At 63.0% G+C, this 18,372-nt stretch carries 14 protein-coding genes; 3 read left to right on the top strand and 11 right to left on the bottom strand.

The annotated features are described in order from the left end of the window. Nucleotides 1–16 precede the first annotated feature (16 nt). Complete coding sequence (locus AS9A_RS24775) at nt 17–3,466, top strand: Ig-like domain-containing protein (protein ID WP_049793684.1); 3,450 nt, start codon at nt 17–19, stop codon at nt 3,464–3,466. 41 nt (nt 3,467–3,507) lie between these two features. After that, on the top strand, nt 3,508–4,089 hold the full coding sequence (locus tag AS9A_RS07090) for a DUF1707 SHOCT-like domain-containing protein (protein ID WP_013806268.1): 582 nt from the start codon (nt 3,508–3,510) through the stop codon (nt 4,087–4,089). Here the strand turns inward: AS9A_RS07090 and AS9A_RS07085 are convergent, their stop codons facing one another. From AS9A_RS07085 to AS9A_RS24945, 3 genes are all read right to left on the bottom strand, one after another. Next, a complete protein-coding gene (locus AS9A_RS07085; protein WP_013806267.1) occupies nt 4,090–4,863 on the bottom strand; it encodes a potassium channel family protein in 774 nt (257 codons plus the stop codon). Between the two features lie 10 nt (nt 4,864–4,873). After that, nucleotides 4,874–5,248: a hypothetical protein gene (locus AS9A_RS07080; protein ID WP_013806266.1), complete on the bottom strand. Its 375-nt coding sequence runs from the start codon at nt 5,246–5,248 to the stop codon at nt 4,874–4,876. 147 nt (nt 5,249–5,395) lie between these two features. Then, the gene (locus AS9A_RS24945; protein WP_407636569.1) at nt 5,396–5,704 is read right to left on the bottom strand and encodes a thermonuclease family protein; all 309 of its coding nucleotides are present in this window, start codon (nt 5,702–5,704) and stop codon (nt 5,396–5,398) included. On the opposite strand from AS9A_RS24945, the gene AS9A_RS24550 reads away from it, so the two are divergent. Beyond that, nucleotides 5,666–5,923 carry a hypothetical protein gene (locus tag AS9A_RS24550; protein ID WP_013806264.1) on the top strand — a complete coding sequence of 86 codons (258 nt, stop codon included), beginning with the start codon at nt 5,666–5,668 and terminating at the stop codon, nt 5,921–5,923. The genes AS9A_RS24945 and AS9A_RS24550 overlap by 39 nt on opposite strands. Nucleotides 5,924–5,997: 74 nt before the next feature. On the opposite strand, the gene pyk is transcribed toward AS9A_RS24550, so the two are convergent. From pyk to trpC, 8 genes are all read right to left on the bottom strand, one after another. Further along, nucleotides 5,998–7,416, bottom strand: coding sequence for a pyruvate kinase (gene pyk, locus AS9A_RS07070; RefSeq protein WP_083826478.1), 1,419 nt, complete (start codon nt 7,414–7,416; stop codon nt 5,998–6,000). Between the two features lie 89 nt (nt 7,417–7,505). Further along, nucleotides 7,506–9,005 carry a glutamate synthase subunit beta gene (locus tag AS9A_RS07065; RefSeq protein ID WP_013806262.1) on the bottom strand — a complete coding sequence of 500 codons (1,500 nt, stop codon included), beginning with the start codon at nt 9,003–9,005 and terminating at the stop codon, nt 7,506–7,508. Then, nucleotides 8,998–13,554, bottom strand: a complete 4,557-nt coding sequence (gene gltB / locus AS9A_RS07060) for a glutamate synthase large subunit (protein WP_041450927.1) — start codon at nt 13,552–13,554, stop codon at nt 8,998–9,000. The genes AS9A_RS07065 and gltB overlap by 8 nt, the downstream gene beginning before the upstream one ends. Nucleotides 13,555–13,846: 292 nt before the next feature. Further along, the gene (locus tag AS9A_RS07055; protein WP_083826477.1) at nt 13,847–14,281 is read right to left on the bottom strand and encodes a DUF2752 domain-containing protein; all 435 of its coding nucleotides are present in this window, start codon (nt 14,279–14,281) and stop codon (nt 13,847–13,849) included. Next, nucleotides 14,262–15,272 carry a prolipoprotein diacylglyceryl transferase gene (gene lgt / locus AS9A_RS07050; protein WP_013806259.1) on the bottom strand — a complete coding sequence of 337 codons (1,011 nt, stop codon included), beginning with the start codon at nt 15,270–15,272 and terminating at the stop codon, nt 14,262–14,264. The genes AS9A_RS07055 and lgt overlap by 20 nt, the downstream gene beginning before the upstream one ends. A gap of 61 nt (nt 15,273–15,333) precedes the next feature. Then, entirely contained in the window at nt 15,334–16,149 is an 816-nt protein-coding gene (trpA, locus tag AS9A_RS07045; RefSeq protein ID WP_041451643.1) for a tryptophan synthase subunit alpha, read from the bottom strand. A gap of 2 nt (nt 16,150–16,151) precedes the next feature. Continuing rightward, nucleotides 16,152–17,417 (bottom strand): tryptophan synthase subunit beta, encoded by a 1,266-nt coding sequence (gene trpB, locus AS9A_RS07040; protein WP_041451642.1) that lies wholly within the window; start codon nt 17,415–17,417, stop codon nt 16,152–16,154. A gap of 109 nt (nt 17,418–17,526) precedes the next feature. After that, on the bottom strand, nt 17,527–18,342 hold the full coding sequence (trpC, locus tag AS9A_RS07035) for an indole-3-glycerol phosphate synthase TrpC (RefSeq protein WP_013806256.1): 816 nt from the start codon (nt 18,340–18,342) through the stop codon (nt 17,527–17,529). Nucleotides 18,343–18,372 lie beyond the last annotated feature (30 nt).

Raw genomic sequence — 18,372 nt, 5'->3', positions numbered from 1 at the left:
AGCGAGCGGAGTCACCATGACCAGCAGTGTGTTTCGCCTCCGCTTGCCAGTCGCCATCGCGCTACCGACCGTGTTGGCATGCGCAATGACGCTGAGCGCCGGCCCCGCGGTCGCGTCGGCGCAATCCGGATTGCCCAGCCCACTACCGATCGCCGAGACCACCGAGCGTGCGCCCGTTTTCCTCACCGACGAGGAAACAGGACTGGAAATCGCTGTCTTCTACTGCAATTCGGGTCCCCAGCCATATACCGTGCCGGAGGGGCAGCGCAGCGTGTATATCGAGGCGGTCGGCGGGCAGGGGCAGACACCTAACCCCAATCACACTGGGGAGGGCGGCCTCGGGGGGCTGGTCAGCGGCGCCGTACACGTTCAGCCAGGGCAGATCTTCGACGTCCAAGTCGGGTGTGCAGGCGACGCGGGCGGGGGCTACTCGCCATACGCTTCCGGCGGCGCACGGGGCGAGGCGGTCGACCACCTCACCAACTTCGGCACAGTGTGGTCCAGTGGCTGGGATGGCGGCGGCGGCGGTGGCGCGTCTGCAGTGCTGATCGACGGCACGGAAGTGATGGTGGCCGCCGGCGGCGGAGGGGCCGGCGGCAACGGACCTGACTGCCACGTCATCGGTGAAGCCGATGCGTTCTTCGCCTTCTGCGGCGGCGACGAGGCACGCGCGGGAGGCGACGGAGGTCAGGGCAGCGCCGGCGTCGACGACGAGGAAGGCGACCCCTATGAAGGCAGTGCTGGAGAGAACAACACGCAGGCCTCCGCGACTGCCAGCGGCCTGTCGTGCGGCCACGGGCGCGCCGGTCAGCCTGGCGGCACCTTCGACACCACCGGCGGCGGTGGTGGCGGCGGCGGTGGCGGTGGCGGCTACGCGGGAGTGCCGGGCAACGGAGGAGGCGGCTGTGGCGGGGCCGCGGCCCAGGCGACCGAAATCCACCCCGGGCACGTCATCGCACACGGCGCTGGCGGCAACGGAGGTGGCGGCGGAACGTCTTTCGCATCTGCAGCCGTGCTGCAGCCGACGATCGACGTGGCGTCTGTCTCCGGTGACGGCTATGTGCTGTTCATTACCGGAGCGCAGGGTGTGCGCACCACCACCTACGGTCACAGCGGCAGCCACGCCATCTACCATTGCGTCGGTGACGGGGTCACCGAACTGTTCGCTGACGTCCGTGGCGCGGCTGGCGGTGGTGGTGGCCACGAGTTCGGCGATGTCGGCAACGGCGGCAGCGGAAGCGGGCTTCAAGCGGTCATTGCGGTCGACGAACGCAAGCAGCTGGAACTCCACGTAGCCCAGTTCGGATATGCCCACGGCGGATGGGGCCACGGTCATGGCGGCTCACGCGGTGAAGCGGACTCGGACGCTTCCTACGACGGCGCAGGCGGAGGCGGGTCTTCAGCGGTGAGCCAGACCAGCGCGGAGTGCGGCACCTCGCCCAGCGGCGCCACAGTGACCCCCCTCGCGGTCGCAGGGGGTGGCGGCGGTGGGGGCGGCAACGGCTTCTCCGGGGACGGAGGTGACGGTGGGCCTGGCGGATTCGACCCTGGGGACGGCACCAGTGGCGGCTTCGGCGGCGGCTTCGGCGGAGAGGGCGGAAGCGAAAGCGGGCATAACGGTGGTCACGGCACAGGGGCTGCTACGGGCGGCGGAGGCGGTGGCGGCGGCGGCGGTCACCGCGGCGGCGGTCTCGGCCACGGCGCCTCGGGCGCCAACGATGGCGGCGGTGGCGGTGGTGGCGGCGGTAGCTCCACCGTCACCAGCGTCCCCCACCAGCCGGTGCACGAGTACCACGGCGCCCCAGGGGATCAGTACAACGGGAGCAACGCGGAACTGGTCAACGGTCAAATCCAACTGATCGAACCCATCCCCGCCACCCGCAGTCGCGTCTCGATTACCGCTGGAAACGGTCAGAGTGCGTATTCCGGACAATCTTTCCCCCACGAGTTGCAGATCAAGTTCACCGACGCTGGAGGCGGCCCAGTCGCCAACCAGCAGATCATCTGGTCGATCCCTACGGAGCAGGGCGCCGTAGCCCGCTTCGGCGGCACTGGGTCGACCACGCGAACCACGATGACCGACGCGTCCGGCCACGCGACGGTGGAAGTGGAGTTGCTGCCGGCGGAGCAATGGACAGTCAGTGACCCCCAAGGGGGTTTCTTCGTCGATGCTTCCCTCGCCGACGACCCTGCTCGCCTCGTTGGGCACGCTACATTCCGGCTACATGCGGTGCACGTACCCACCACGATGGAGTTGGTCACCAGCGCCGATGGCAGCGCGATACAGCCGGGTGAGCCAGTGACATTCACCGCGACGGTGGCCCAGCGGCCGGAAACCACCCCGTCCTTCGGCACACCCACCGGTCACGTGCAGTTCCAGATCGATGGCGCCAACGTCGGCAGCCCGGTTGCGCTGGTCGGCGGAATCGCTGCCCTGCCACCAATCGACACTCTCGATCCTGGCGAGCACCACGTGATCGCCACTTATTTGCCCGGGCAGGACAAGATATTCGCCGAAGTATCCGGAGCCGTCACCCAATACGTTGCTTCAGAGGCTGACACGGTGACCCTGACATCTGAGCACAATCCTTCATATCCTGGGCAACCGGTGACCTTCACACTGACCGTCACCCCGGGCGACGAAGTGGCCGAACGCCCGACGGGAACGGTTCAGTTCAAGGTAGATGGAACAAACCTAGGTGACCCGGTCCCTCTGGCGGCCGCAGGCCCGGCGACTGCCACCAGCGCCCCGGTCTCGGACCTGACAACGGGCCAGCGCACAATCACCGCTGAGTACTCGGGCGACAGCAGGTTCGGTTCGAGCACCCAGACCCTGCAGCAAACGGTGGCCCAGATCGAAACAGCGACGACGCTGATCTTGCCTGCCGAGCCGATTATCGCTGGCGCTACTGTCGCCGCCTCCGTGGCAAGCGTCAGCAGCACCATCGCGCCCGCGCCCACCGGATCGGTGCAGTTCCTGCAAGGCGGAGCGGAACTTGGCGCACCCGTGCCGCTCGACTCTGCCACCACAGCCACCTCGCCGCCACTGCAGGCCGGATCGGGACTGGTGGAGGCTCGGTACCTCGGCGACACCATCCATGCACCGTCCGAAGGTCAAGCGACCGCCCAGGTGTACTCGAGCACCACGCAGACCACGGTGAGCGCGAATAACAACCCGCTGACCTACTTGCAGACTCTCGACTTGACGGCGACTGTCAGCTCGTCGGCGGTGGTGTCGGCGGGCACCGTGACGTTCACTCTTGGTGACACTGCGCTCGGCAGCGCAGTCCCCGTTGTCGACGGCACCGCGGTGCTCAACAACGCCGACATCTCAGCGCTGAACTTCGGTTACAACACCATCACCGCAACCTATTCCGGTGATGCGGCTTCCGGTAACGCTCCAAGTTCTGGACAGCTGAGACTGCTCATGCTGCGAGGGCCCGACACAAGCAGCCTCGGCAGCTGACGGCGGCAATCACATGAGTCGCGTGCGGATATCGTGGTGACATGAGTACCGATCCCGAACGAAAGAACCTCAGAGCCTCGGACGCTGATCGGGAATCTGTTGCCGGGCTGCTGCACCAAGCTTCCGGCGAGGGCCGAATCAGCTTCGGCGAACTTGAGGATCGCCTTACCAAGGTGTATGCCGCGCAGACTTACGGCGAACTGGAGCCGCTCATCGCGGACCTGCCTATGGGGCTGCCTTCACTGGGCCGCAAGGAGCCCGACACCATCCGCCTGACCGCAACCGTGAACGATGTGCGGCGAGAAGGACGCTGGAAAGTCCCACGCCACATCATCGCCAAGACGGAAATGGGCAACATTCACCTCGACTTCACGGAAGCCGTTCTTCCCGTGGGCGAGGTGCTCGTCGAGGTGGAATCGAAATCCGGGGGTGTCGTTGTGGTCGTCCCCGATGGCGTGCCCGTGAACGCAGAAGGAATCGGCGTGGACTCCGGGTCTGTGAGTAACGCGGTCACGGACGAAACACTGGGGCTTTCCCGGATTCGCGTGATTGGACACTCGGGGATGGGGGACGTGGTCATCCGGCGCCCGCGCCGAAGGTGGAAGCTCTTCGGTCGCCGCTGATCACGGCTCGGTGTTCCCTGCGCCGCCAGGCGAGGCGGGGCGAGCTGCGAGGAGTCCTGTAAGTTCAGAAATCCGTTGCTCAAGCGCTCCGATCCGCTGATCGACATGCTCTACTTGCGCTCGCGATGCGTTTTCGTCGGTCCCGTCCCCCTCGCTCACACGCTTCACGATGGCCGAGGCAAGCAGGCCGGTGATGACTCCGATCAATCCGATTCCACCAAGCATCAGAAGTACCGCGATGACTCGGCCTGGACCAGTCACCGGAACCGTGTCCCCGTAACCGACCGTCGTGACCGTGACGATAGACCACCAGATGGCGTCACCGTAGGTGGTGATTTCCGCTCCCTCTGCCCCACGCTCCGCGTCTAGGACGGCGAGCGACGCGATATAGATCAGCAGTGCCGCAGACGCGGCGGCGTAGGCCGCCAGCCGACCGTGGAGCGTCTTACCCACCGAGATCTGCAAACGGTGGAAGATGACGATGAGGCGCAGCAGCCGCAGGGGCCGCAGCATCGGCAACGCAACGATCGCCAGATCAGGCAGATGCCGGGCGAACCAGCGTCTACGTTGTTTCGCGGCGGAGAGCCGAATGAGATAGTCCGCCGCGAAGAGCACCCATATCGCGATCATCGCCACTTCCGCTGCACCACGGAGCGTGCTGTCCGGCATGAGGACGAAGACCGAGTAGGCCGCGATATAGAGGAATGCGGCAGCGATAAGGGGCCATTCGGATGTTCGGATACGCTTTTCGGCTTCAGCTGGACGCGGGCTCACATCGGAAATGCTAATTCGTCGCTAGGCGCAGCTGGCAACGGCGGCGCGCTTCCGCGACCCTCCGCCTACGGGTACCCACGGCCTGATGCCTGATCCATGTGTCGTAGAACCACAGCTCTGATTGGTAGTCATCAACCTTTCTCGCGATGCACGCACCGGTTGTCACCCACCACAGCGGTATTTCCTGTCCAATCAAGTCAGAGCGCACCGCGAGCCGTTCCACAACTGAGCGGATAATTTCAAGTGCACCCCGAAAGTTTGCGCCGCGAATCAGCGCATCCACTTCACAGATGTAGTCCGTGAAGTGCATTCCATCGATGTATTCCGCTGCGAACGCAGCGCTCCATCGCTCATCGAATGTATTCCACGTTTCCCACGAATCCATCGCCGTGAGCGGACCAGGGTTGTTGCCACGCCAGCGAAGCCCGCTATACCTCCTGACCATAGTTTCGCGGAAAGTCAGGAGTAGCGGGCCCAAATGGCGATGCTTGCTTGATGCTTACCTTAGTTAACGCTCACTGGCCACGCGGCTCTACTCGGCCACGCCACCACAAGTGCTGGCGTGCCACAGTCCGCGATCCCCTGAATCAGCAGCACGCTGTGCCTGCTTAAAGAGCGTTTGGTAATGATAAGAGTCACTATATGTGTATTCATACGCAAATCCGTCGCGAATCATCTCGTAATTCAGCAGACGATTACTGCCAAACCACAAGAATGCAAGTTCACGCCCGAAGCGATCCTGTCGTCCTTGGCTCGGGTCGTACTCCAGATACACCCGTGCGCCTTCGACCAACCTACGGGCATGTTCAGTAGCTTCGTACCCGAAACATTGGACCGGCAGTTGCGGGTGGTTCGTCTCTGGCGCATCTACGCCGATCAGACGAACACGAACCGAATTGTCTTCGACCAGAACCCGGACGGTGTCACCGTCGACGACCCGGTCTACAAGGAATGGGCCTTCGACGGAGGCTGGCATGACCAGGCTTGCCTCGTTCCGGCTGGCTTCATGAGACCGAACGGACCCTGCGCCGACACCCTGCCCATCAGGCGCTCCCACTGAACACGACGCTACGACGACGGCAGCCAGGAGGAATGTCACCGCCTGGCCGCCGCGCCACCAGCGAACGCGCAACTCTAGTGGTCGTCCTCACCGATGCGGTGGACCTGGATCAAGTTGGTCGAACCCACTGTTCCGGGCGGGGCGCCGGCCACGATCACCACTCGGTCACCGCGCTCATACCCGCCAATCTCCAGCAGTGCCTCATCCACCTGCCTGATCATCGCGTCGGTACTTTCCACGTAGTCGACAGTGAACGTTTCAGTTCCCCACGTCAGAGAAAGTTGGTGCCGTACGTCGGACACTGGCGTCAGCGCGACAAGTGGCAGGTGGGTGTGCAGGCGAGCAAGTCTGCGCACCGTGTCACCGGATTGTGTGAATGCGACGAGGGCCTTCGCTTCGAGCCGCTCACCGATATCCCGCGCCGCGTACGAAATCACGCCGCGCTTTGTCCGCGGCACGTGCGTCAGCGGCGGCACGACGGTCGACTCTGCCTCAACAGCGGACACGATGCGTGACATCGTTCGCACTGCCTCCATGACGTACTGACCGACGGAGGTTTCACCCGAGAGCATTACCGCATCTGCACCATCCAGGATTGCGTTAGCCACATCCGAGGCTTCGGCGCGCGTCGGTCGTGGATTCGTGATCATCGAGTCCAGCATTTGCGTCGCCACGATCACTGGTTTCGCGTTTTCGCGCGCGACCTGGATCGCGCGTTTCTGGACGAGTGGAACCTGTTCGAGAGGCATTTCAACACCAAGATCGCCACGGGCGACCATGATGGCATCGAATGCGAGGACAATCGCTTCAAGATTGTCGATCGCCTCGGGCTTTTCGAGCTTCGCAATTACCGGAACACGGCGGCCCACTCTGTCCATCACGTCGTGGACCAGTTCGATATCTGAGGGTGACCGCACAAAAGACAGCGCGATCATGTCGACACCCAGTTTCAGAGCGAACTCGAGATCAGCGATGTCTTTGTCGGACATAGCAGGCACGGATACGTTCATGCCAGGCAGGGAGAGACCCTTGTTGTTGCTGACCGGGCCTCCCTCCACAACCCGGCACACCACATCGGGGCCTTCGACGGCAGTAACGACGAGACCGACTTTGCCGTCGTCCACGAGCAGCCGATCACCCGCCCGCGCATCCGTGCTGAGGCCCTTGTATGTCGTGGAGACGCGGGAATGAGTGCCTTCACAGTCATCTGTACTGATCCGCACCTCTTCCCCACTTGCCCAGGTGGTGCCGCCTTCAGTGAAGCGGCCGAGACGAATTTTCGGACCCTGCAGGTCCGCGAGTATTCCAATGTTGTGGCCGGTTTTTTCGGCCGCATCACGAACCAGACGGTAGTTGGCTTCGTGAGTGTCGTGGTCACCATGGCTCATGTTCAGCCGGGCGACGTTCATTCCGCTTTCAACTAGCTGACGAATTTTATCTTCCGACCCAGTTGCGGGCCCAAGGGTGCATACGATCTTAGCGCGACGTTTCACCCCACAAACCTTAGCCTCGGAGCCTTCCCTGTTCCACGGGAACCCACACTATGGACGGTGATTTCCCCGCAAATTCGCCTCAAATTCCGTCACAGTGCCAGAGGCAGCGCAGTCGGATGTACCGGCGCCGGCAAGTCAGAATGCCCGGTGAGGTATGCGTCGACCGCGTGCGCGACCGAGCGCCCCTCCGCGATGGCCCACACCACCAGCGACGCGCCGCGATGCGCGTCACCACAGACAAACACACCCGGAGCCGTGGTCTTCCAGTCTGGCCCGCACGAAATAGTGCCGCGTTTGTTCAGGCTGAGCCCCAGCCCAGACACGACCGGCAGATCGCCGACCCCGGCAAACCCGATCGCGAGCAGAGCCAAGCCGCACGGGATAGTGAAAGGATCTGAGATCGGCGTGACGATGCGCCTGCCGTCCTTGTTCTTCCGTGCCCGCACGTTGACGAGTTCAACCTCGGACACGTGACCGTTGTCGTCACCGACGAAGCGCTCCACAGCTACCGCGAATGTCCTGGTGCCGCCTTCCTCGTGAACTGGGTAGTTCCGCAGGATCAGCGGCCACATCGGCCATGGCGTCTTCGCTGGGTCGCGCTGGCGCGGCGGTTCTGGGTACACGTCGAGCTGAGTAACCGATTTTGCGCCCTGCCGCAGCGCAGTGCCGTAACAGTCGGCGGCTGTGTCACCGCCTCCGATAATGACGACGTGTTTGTCCGCCGCCGACAACGTTGTGGGCCCGTCCCCTTCGCATTCCCGGTTCGCTGGTACCAGGTGCTCCATTGCTAGGTGGACGCCGGTGAGTTCGCGTCCAGGCACCTCATTATCACGACCCTGAAGTGCACCAACCGCGAGGATGATCGCGTCATATTGGTCCTGCAACTTCCGTACCGGCAACTGCACGCCGACGTCACATTCGGTGATAAACCGCGTTCCTTCTGCGCGCATTTGCATCAGACGCTGGTCGAGAACTCGCTTTTCAAGTTTGTACTCCGGTATCCCGTACCGCAGAAGCCCACCAACCCGGTCGTCCCGTTCATAGACGGTGACGTCGTGGCCCGCGCGGGTGAGCTGCTGAGCGGCGGCAAGCCCAGCCGGACCTGAACCAACCACCGCGACGGAACGGCCGCTCGACACCGTCGGCGGCTGTGGTACAACGCTGCCCGCCGCCCATGCTGCGTCCGCGATCGCGAGCTCGACCCGTTTGATCGCGACCGCACCCCCCGTGTCTTTCTCCGAGATTGACAACACGCACGCAGGTTCGCACGGCGCCGGGCAGATGTGTCCAGTGAACTCAGGGAAGTTGTTCGTGGCGTGCAGCCGCTCTGCAGCGGCGTCCCAGCGTCCGCGCCGGACCAGGTCATTCCATTCAGGAATGAGGTTGCCGAGCGGGCACCCCGCGGACCCGGAGTGGCAGAAGGGAATGCCGCAATCCATGCATCTGCGCGCCTGCTCTGACACGTCCCGGCTGCGCGCTTTCCACTCTTCTTCCTCGTAAACGTCGCGCCAGTCGTCTAGGCGGTCCGGAATCGCGCGCCGAGGCGCCTCGGATCGCGCCACGTTCAGGAAACCTTTCGGGTCAGCCACCTGCTGCCTCCATCACGGCCTCGTCAATGTCACGGCCCTCAGCCTGAGCACGCCGAGTAGCTTCGAGCACGCGCTCGTAATCACGCGGCATGACTTTGGTGAAGCGGTAGGCAGAATGGGGCCATTCACGCAGTAGCGCCGCCGCCACTGGAGAAGCAGTCCACCGCTGATGGTCACGCAGCGCATCATGGAGTTCCTCGAGGTCCGAACTGTCTGGTTCCTGCAGCGTCACCATGCCGAGGTTTACATTGGATTCATTCAGGTCGAGCACGAAAGCGATCCCGCCGGACATCCCTGCGGCGAAGTTGCGGCCGGTAGCGCCGAGGACGATCACCCGTCCCCCAGTCATATATTCACAACCGTGGTCACCGACAGAATCCACAACAGCGCATGCGCCGGAGTTCCGGACCGCGAAGCGCTCACCGACGCGGCCCCGGAAGTACGCTTCACCAGAAGTTGCCCCGTATAGGAGCGTGTTCCCGGCGATGACCTGCTGCTCCGCGATGAATCGTGCGCGTGGGGAAGGCCGCACGATCAGCCGCCCTCCGCTCAGCCCCTTTCCCGCATAGTCGTTCACGTCTCCTACGAGGTCGAGGGTCACACCGGGAACAAGGAAAGCGCCGACTGACTGGCCCGCTGTTCCCGTCAGTGTGATGTGGATGGTGTCGTCTGGGAGCCCTGCCGCTCCGTAGCGCCGTGTCACCTCTGAGGAGAGCAGTGTTCCCACGGTGCGGTTCACGTTGCGGATCGGCACGTCTAGGTGGACTGGGTGCGCATCCTCGAGAGCCCCTTCGGCTAGCTGAATGAGGGTGTGGTCGAGCGCCTTGTCGAGCCCGTGGTCTTGCCCGCGCGTACGTCGGCGCTGTTGGGGCGCGGTGCGGTCGTCTACGCCCGTCCGCAATATCGAGGTGAGATCGAGTCCCGCGGTTTTCCAGTGCTCGACACCCTCGTCGACATCAAGCATCTCAGTGTGGCCGATGGCTTCGTCGACGCTGCGCATCCCCATTTCCGCGAGGAACTCGCGGACCTCCTCGGCCACGAAGAGGAAAAAGTTCTCGATGAACTCTGCCTTACCGGTGTAACGCTTGCGCAGCTCGGGATTCTGTGTGGCAATCCCGACTGGACACGTGTCAAGATGACATACCCGCATCATGATGCAGCCCGCAACGATAAGCGGGGCGGTGGAGAAACCGAATTCTTCTGCCCCGAGCAGGGCTGCGACCATCACGTCACGGCCCGTGCGCATGCCGCCATCAGTCTGGACAGTTATCCGGTCTCTGAGGCCATTGAGCACCAACGTTTGCTGCGTCTCCGCCAGCCCAATTTCCCACGGTGTGCCCGCGTGTTTCAGCGACGTCAGCGGCGCCGCGCCAGTTCCGCCATCGTGTCCTGATATCAGCACAACGTCGGCGTGTGCCTTCGACACCCCCGCCGCGACGGTACCGACGCCCACCGAACTCACCAGCTTGACGTTGATACGGGCCTCTGGGTTCGCATTCTTCAGGTCATGAATCAGCTGGGCAAGGTCTTCGATCGAGTAGATGTCGTGGTGCGGCGGCGGCGAGATCAGTGCGACGCCGGGAGTTGAATGCCGTGTGCGCGCGATCGTGGGGTACACCTTGAAGCCCGGGAGCTGCCCACCTTCGCCTGGCTTGGCCCCCTGCGCAATCTTGATCTGAATGTCCGTGGCGTTGACCAGGTACTCACTTGTCACACCGAATCGCCCAGACGCTACCTGTTTGACCGCGCTGCGCCGCTCCGGGTCATACAGCCGATCCGCATCTTCACCGCCTTCCCCTGAGTTCGACCGGCCCCCGAGCCGGTTCATCGCGACCGCGAGGGTTTCGTGCGCCTCCGCGGAGATGGAGCCATAGCTCATGGCACCGGTGTTGAAGCGGGTCACGATACTCTCCGCAGACTCCACCTCATCGATCGGAACCGGCGCACGCAAGCCGGTGCGCAGCCGGAACAGACCGCGCAATGTTCCGCCTTCTCGCGCAAGGCGATTCACTTCATCCGTGTACTTACGGAAGTACTCGAACTGGCCGGTTCGCGTTGAATGCTGCAGTAAGAACACCGATTCCGGGGTGAACAAGTGCAATTCACCTTCACGGCGGTACAGGTACTCTCCACCCACGTCGAGCCTGCGATGCACCCGGTCAGTCGGGTTGTCCGGATACGCGCGCCGGTGCCGTAGCCGCACATCGTGCGCCAGAACGTCAAGCCCCACCCCGCTGATCGTCGACGACGTACCCGTGAAGTATTCGTCGACAAGGGCGCGATCAAGGCCCACCGCCTCAAACACCTGCGCCGCGGTATACGAGCCGACGGTCGAAATTCCCATCTTCGACATCACCTTCAGCACACCTTTGCTAAGCGCTTGCAGGTAATTTCGAACAGCAGTGGGCCTGTCCACGTCCGTTATCTCGCCTTCACGAACGAGGTCAGCCACCGTCTCCATCGCGATGTAGGGATTCACCGCTGCCGCCCCGAAGCCAATCAGTAACGCGACGTGATGGACTTCGCGAGCGTCCCCTGACTCCACGACGAGGGCGACGCGCGTGCGCTCCTTCTCCCTGATCAGGTGGTGGTGCACCGCTGACACCGCGAGCAGTGACGGTATGGGCGCTCGCTGATGATCTGAGTCCCGATCAGAAATAACCAGGATCTTCGCCCCCTTTGCGACCGCGCGGCTGGCTCGGGCACGTAGTTCAGCCAGCGCATCGGCCAGACCCTCGCCGCCGCTCTCCACGTCGAAGAGCGCCTTAAGCACCCTTGTCTGGAAGTCTGGCCGATGGTCGTCGATCCTGACCAAGGTGTCGAAGTCATCATTGCCGAGAACCGGAGCGCTTAGACAGATCTGTTCGCACGACTCCGGCCCTGGTTCCAGAAGGTTCTGCTCCGGCCCCATGACGCGGCTCAGGGAGGTGACGATCTCCTCGCGTATCGCATCGAGCGGCGGGTTCGTCACTTGCGCGAAAAGTTGCGCGAAGTAGTCATAGAGCATCCGGGGACGCCGGGACAGCACGGCGATGGGCGCGTCGGTCCCCATTGATCCGAGGGGTTCAGCGCCAGTGCAAGCCATCGGTGTGAGGATGACCCGGAGTTCTTCTTCGGTGTACCCGAACGCTACCTGTCGCCCAACGACCGCTGGATGGTCATCGAGCTGACGGCGACGTTTGGGGAGTGAATCGAGTTCGACGAGTCCCCTGTCAAGCCATTTCTGGTAGGGGTGCTGTGCTGCGAGTTCCCGCTTCAGATCAGCGTCGGGCACGATACGGCCCTCGGCGGTATCGATGACGAGCATTACGCCAGGTTCTAACCTGCCCTTTTCTGCGACGTCGGCCTCGTCGATGGAAAGCACACCGGACTCACTCGCGAGGACGAAACGTCCGCTGTGCGTGCGGCACCACCGTCCCGGGCGAAGGCCGTTGCGGTCCAGGGTCGCCGCAACCACCGAACCGTCCGTGGCAACAACACATGCGGGACCGTCCCAGGGCTCGATCAGGGAGGCGTGGAAGCGGTAGAACGCCCGGATATCCGAGGGGATCGACGCGTCGTTTTCCCACGCCTGGGGGATCATCATCAGCATCGCGTGGGGGACAGACCGGCCGCCAAGGTGCAGGAGTTCGAGCACCTCGTCGAATGTCGCAGAGTCCGACGCATCCGGCGTGCAGACCGGGTACGTGCGCGATAAGTCTCCCAGAAAGAGGTCACTCGCCAGCATGGATTCCCGCGCACGCATGCGATTCCGGTTCCCGCGTATGGTATTGATTTCACCGTTGTGCGCGAGGAATCGGAAGGGCTGCGCAAGCGGCCAACTCGGGAAAGTGTTCGTCGAAAACCTGCTGTGCACTACGGCGATGGCGCTGCGGCAGCGTTTGTCGCGCAGATCAGGGAAGAACACCGGAAGCTGATCAGTCAGCAGCATCCCTTTGTAGACGATCGTGCGCGAGGAGAGAGACGCGAAGTAGACCTTAGCATCTCGTTCGGCGCGCTTGCGAAGGCAGTATGCGGCTCGGTCGAGTGCGGCACCGCGACGGCGCCGACCATTCGTCTCCCCGGTGGTTCCGTCTGTGATGAAAAGGTACGACATGTGCGGCATGCATTCCCGTGCGGCGCTGCCAATGTCCGCCGCCTCGGTATCGACGTCAACATCCCGCCAGCCCAGAATATGCAAGCCTTCTTCCGCAGCAACCTGTTCGACGACCCTCTGCGCTTCCGTTCGGTCATCTACGCGCAGCGGAAGGAAACAGATGCCTGCGGCATAATCCCCCCCGGCCTTCCCGCGGGGAAACACGATGTCGCCGAATTTGTGCCGGAACAGTTCGTCGGGAATCTGCAGCAAGATCCCGGCACCATCACCGGTGTTGGGTTCAGCTCCGCGCGCACCGCGGTGATCTAGATTGGCAAGTACGTGCAACGCGTCCTCGATCACCGCGTACGACCGTCGACCCGATATATCGGCAATCAGACCGACGCCACACGAATCCGACTCATTCGCAGGGTCATAGAGCCGGTGTCGCGCCGGTGTGAGCGAGAAAAGCAACGCATCACCTCCACAGTTGTCTGCGGGGTGTGTCCGTCCGGCAACACTAGGTGAGCGTGCAGGGTGGCGCTGAGATGTCGCCGCGGCGGGCACATTCTCCGGCGGGCTCGCAGGCCAGCCAGTCTTTCAGTCTTTCCACGCGGACTTCGCTGGCCCGTGAACGCCGTACCAGCCCATCGCGACGGTCGTGAGCGCGATGCGGCTCCTCCAGATTTTTGTCCGGATCGGTCAATTCTAACAAGGCGACTCGAATACCCCCACTTGGTGCAACTGAGACAATCCGAAGAATTCCTCATCCACCAGGAATCAACGGGAATCCAGGAAGATTCCGCACGACGCCCCAGACAACCGCAATCACCACAACGGTGATCAGCGACCGGACCGGCAGTGACGGACGCCGCCCCCTCCTGCGCTGCAACCAGAACCAGGCACCCCACGCCGCGGCAATGGGCAGAAGGACAAGCAAGAACAGGTTGTCGTGGGCTGCGGCCGCCAAGTCTCCGCGAAGCAGGTCGTGCCCCATGCGCAGAGCACCGCAGCCTGGGCAATCGAAGCCAGTGACCAGTTTGGTAGGGCATGGCGGATAGAGGGAGCCGGATTCATGCGGGCTGAACGCCCACAGGTAGACGCACCCGGCTCCCAGCCCACCAGCTAGGGCCAGCCCGGCGATCGCGCGCCTGTGACCCGGGGCTGGCTTTCGGGCCGCTTCAGCTCTTTCCGGTACCACCGTTCACCGATTCGCTGTCGTCTGCGGCCGACGAGGATGCCGACCCCGCAGCTGTAGCTGTCGCATCTGCTGGTTCCGGGGCGGTCTCGGCCTCTGCCGCGCGGGCTTCCTTGGACTTGAGGGCTTCGGGGGCTTCGCGGCCCTTTCGCGCGAGGACGATGTATACAACAGCGCCGAGGAAGACGAGCGCAGAGGTGAACGAGTTGATACGAACCCCAAAGAACTCATTCGCGGGGTCTGCCCTCAGCAATTCGATCCAGAACCGGCCGAAACAGTACCCGGCGACATAGAGCGCGAACAATCGTCCGTGCCCAATACGGGTCCGCCGGTCGATCAGAACAAGAATCACAACGAAGAAGACATTCCACAACAGCTCGTACAGGAATGTCGGATGAACCACGTCGACGAGCTGCCCCGTAGACACACCGTTCAGGTTGTCTATGCGGCCATCCGCGTCGAGCCGCGTATAGATCTCCAACCCCCACGGAAGGTCCGTGGTCCGGCCGTAAAGCTCCTGGTTGAAGTAATTGCCGAGACGACCGATGCCCTGGGCGAGCAAGATACCTGGTGCAACCGCGTCACCAAACGCAGGAAGCGGAATCCCTCGTAGACGACACCCGATCCATGCACCTAGTGCACCGAACGCAACCGCGCCCCAGATCCCGAGACCGCCTTGCCACACTTTCAGCGCATCAATGGGGCTGGCACCTTCACCGAAGTACTTCTGCCAGTCAGTTGCTACGTGGTAGAGCCGGCCACCGATGAAACCGAAGGGAATCGCCCAGATCGCGATGTCCAGGACGGTTCCCTTCTCGCCACCACGTGCCTGCCAGCGCCGATCACCCCAGATGATCGCAACGATGATGCCGACGATAATGAACAACGCGTACGCGCGTATCGCGAGCGGTCCTACCTGCCACACGCCTTGCGGCGGGCTAGGCAAATATGCGAGCAGATCAGCCGACTCTGCGGCCAGATAGCTCTGGGTCACAACACTCCCCCTGATCTTTCACCGTGGTTCTGGTGCACACGCGCGCCTGCCACAGACGCGTTCACACGGTAGCTGACTGGGCTGCGCCACGTACCCCGGCTGCAAGTTCCCGAGTGAGCTCAGCAACCGCGTCTGGGCCTTCCTTAGCCGCCGAAACCAGCGCGGAGCCGACAATCACTCCGTCTGCGTATCGAGCGATCTCTGCTGCCTGCGCACCACTTCTGACGCCGAGGCCGATCCCGATTGGAATCTGGCTGTGTGCGCGGATACGCGCCACGAGCTCCGGAGCGGATGTCGATACTGCGTCCCGCGCGCCCGTGACACCCATCGTTGAGGCTGCGTAGAGGAAACCTCGGCTCACATCCGCGGTCAACGCGATTCGTTCCTCGGTCGACGACGGGGCGACAAGGAAGATCCGGTCGAGGTCGTGGTCGCGTGAAGCGGCGATCCAGCGCTCTGCTTCTTCCGGAATAAGATCCGGAGTGATCAGGCCGAGGCCGCCGGCCGCAGCTAGATCACGTGCGAACGCGTCCACACCGTAGCGAAGGACAGGGTTCCAGTAGGTCATCACCACAGCGTTGCCACCGGCGCTGGCGATGTTCTCTACCGTTGTGAACACATCGCGCACGCGGAATCCAGATTTCAGGGCCGTATTTGCCGCCGCCTGAATTGTCGGGCCGTCCATGACCGGATCCGAATACGGGATGCCTACTTCAATGATGTCGCAGCCGCCTTCGACCATCGCTCCGAAGAGCGCGCGAGAGCCGTCTTTGTCCGGGTACCCGGAAGGGAGATATCCCACCAGAGCGGACCGCGACTCTGCGTGGCATCGCCCGAATACCGGTGCGAGGCGAGATTGTTCCTGATGCGGAGTCACCGTCACGTCCCGTCTCCTCCTGACTCATGCTGGCCAGTCGCTTCGCCGGTAATACCGAACCACTTGGCAGCCGTTTCCACGTCCTTGTCGCCGCGCCCCGAGAGGTTAACGAGAATGATCGCGCCTTTGCCTAGTTCTTTTCCGAGTCGCAGTGCACCCGCGATGGCATGCGCGGACTCAATCGCCGGGATGATTCCCTCTGTGCGGCATAGCAGCGCAAACGCGTCCATTGCCTCCGAATCAGTGACGGACTGGTATTCGGCCCGGCCAATATCGCTCAGGTACGAATGCTCAGGCCCAACACCGGGGTAGTCCAGACCGGCAGAGATCGAATGCGATTCGGTGGTTTGACCATCCTCGTCCTGGAGCAGGTAGGAATACGCGCCGTGCAGCGCACCGGGTGCACCGCCGCTGATAGTCGCTGCATGCCGACCAGTTTCCACACCGTCACCGCCCGCTTCGAAGCCCACGAGGCGGACGTTCGTATCACCGATGAAGGCGTGGAAGATGCCGATCGCGTTGGAGCCGCCACCGACGCACGCGGCGACGACATCGGGAAGCCGCCCAGTCATTGCGCTGATCTGTGTTTTGGCCTCCAGGCCAATGATGCGCTGAAAATCTCGCACCATAAGCGGGAAAGGGTGCGGGCCTGCAACCGTGCCAAAGCAGTAGTAGGTCTCACTGGCGTTCGTCACCCAGTCACGCAGGGCCTCATTGATCGCGTCTTTCAGCGTCTTCGATCCAGTCTCCACCGCCACCACTTCGGCGCCCAGCAAGCGCATCCGCGCCACATTCAGGGCCTGACGGTCAGTATCGACCTTGCCCATGTACACCACGCAGTCCAGTCCAAGCAGTGCACAGGCGGTAGCGGTGGCCACGCCGTGCTGGCCGGCCCCAGTCTCCGCGATCACTCTCGTTTTGCCCATTCGCTTCGCGAGCAGCGCCTGGCCAAGAACATTGTTGATCTTGTGCGAGCCAGTGTGGTTCAGGTCCTCGCGCTTGAGGAAAACCCGCGCACCGCCCGCTTGCTCACTGAGCCGAGTCGCCTCGTACAACGGTGACGGGCGACCGGAGTAGTCACGATGGAGGCGGTCGAGCTCGTTGAGAAACGTATCGTCCGCGCGAGCCTTCTCGTACTCGGCCGTCACCTCTTCGATCACAGCCATCAGTGCTTCCGGAACGAACCGTCCTCCGTAGTCACCAAAGTGGCCGCGGGTATCCGGGTCGGTCGTACTGCGTTCGGTCAGTCCGGCACTCGCGCGCGGCATATTCTTGCCGCCAGGCTGCGCTGCCGCCTTGTAATCCAGCGATGTCACCCTGCCAGTCTGCCCTACATCGCGAGGGCGTGTTGCCTGCACCCCGGCGCGCTCAATTCGATCACGAGTTCCGCGCTGGCTTCGGGCACGACGGATGGGTCCCCGCAGTGACCAGATCCGACACCGCTGCGCGCGGATCACCACTAGTCACCAGGCCTTCGCCGACAAGCACGGCGTCCGCACCGGCACCCGCGTACGCGAGCAGATCAGCCGGTCCGCGAATGCCCGACTCCGCGACCTTGATGACGTCGCTGGGCAGCCCCGGGGCGATACGTGCGAAGCAGTTGCGATCAACCTCGAGGGTTTTCAGGTCCCGCGCGTTCACGCCGATCACTCGGGCTCCCGCCTCGAGTGCGCGATCCGCTTCCTGCTCAGTATGGACCTCCACGAGCGCTGTCATACCGAGTGACTCCGTCCGGTCTAGCAGCGAGACGAGAACGTCTTGCTCAAGGGCGGCCACGATCAACAGGATGACGTCCGCACCGTGGGCGCGCGCCTCATGTATCTGATACGGCCCCACGACAAAGTCCTTGCGCAAAATGGGAATCTTCACAGTCGCGCGGACTGCATCCAGATCCGCGAGCGAACCGTGGAAACGACGCTCCTCAGTTAGCACGCTGATAATTCGGGCGCCGCCGAGTTCATATTCTCGCGCGAGTTCAGCAGGATCGCGGATGTCAGCCAATTCACCGCGTGACGGGCTCGCTCGCTTTACCTCAGCGATGACCGCAATCCCGGGTTCGCGCAGCGCTGCCGCCGCATCGACCGGATTGGGCGCCTTCTGGGCGAGCTTTTTCACTTCGCCGATGTCAAGACGCGCTTGTCTGGCAGCGACATCCGCCCGCACACCGTCGAGTATGGAGTCGAGAACCGTCATGCTGCCCCCACGTGTCCTTTCCCGCCAGAA

The sequence above is a fragment of the Hoyosella subflava DQS3-9A1 genome (assembly GCF_000214175.1).
Classification (GTDB): domain Bacteria; phylum Actinomycetota; class Actinomycetes; order Mycobacteriales; family Mycobacteriaceae; genus Hoyosella; species Hoyosella subflava.
The sequence above is the reverse complement of the archived record's forward strand: the minus strand, read 5'-3'. Positions and strand labels throughout refer to the sequence as shown.

Excerpts from the sequence above, each read along its gene's own strand:
- AS9A_RS24775 (WP_049793684.1), top strand. The coding sequence starts at position 17 with ATGACCAGCAGTGTGTTTCGCCTCCGCTTGCCAGTCGCCATCGCGCTA.
- AS9A_RS07090 (WP_013806268.1), top strand. The coding sequence starts at position 3,508 with ATGAGTACCGATCCCGAACGAAAGAACCTCAGAGCCTCGGACGCTGAT.
- AS9A_RS07080 (WP_013806266.1), bottom strand. The coding sequence starts at position 5,248 with ATGGATTCGTGGGAAACGTGGAATACATTCGATGAGCGATGGAGCGCT.
- AS9A_RS24550 (WP_013806264.1), top strand. The coding sequence starts at position 5,666 with ATGTTCAGTAGCTTCGTACCCGAAACATTGGACCGGCAGTTGCGGGTG.
- trpB (WP_041451642.1), bottom strand. The coding sequence starts at position 17,417 with ATGCCGCGCGCGAGTGCCGGACTGACCGAACGCAGTACGACCGACCCG.
- trpC (WP_013806256.1), bottom strand. The coding sequence starts at position 18,342 with ATGACGGTTCTCGACTCCATACTCGACGGTGTGCGGGCGGATGTCGCT.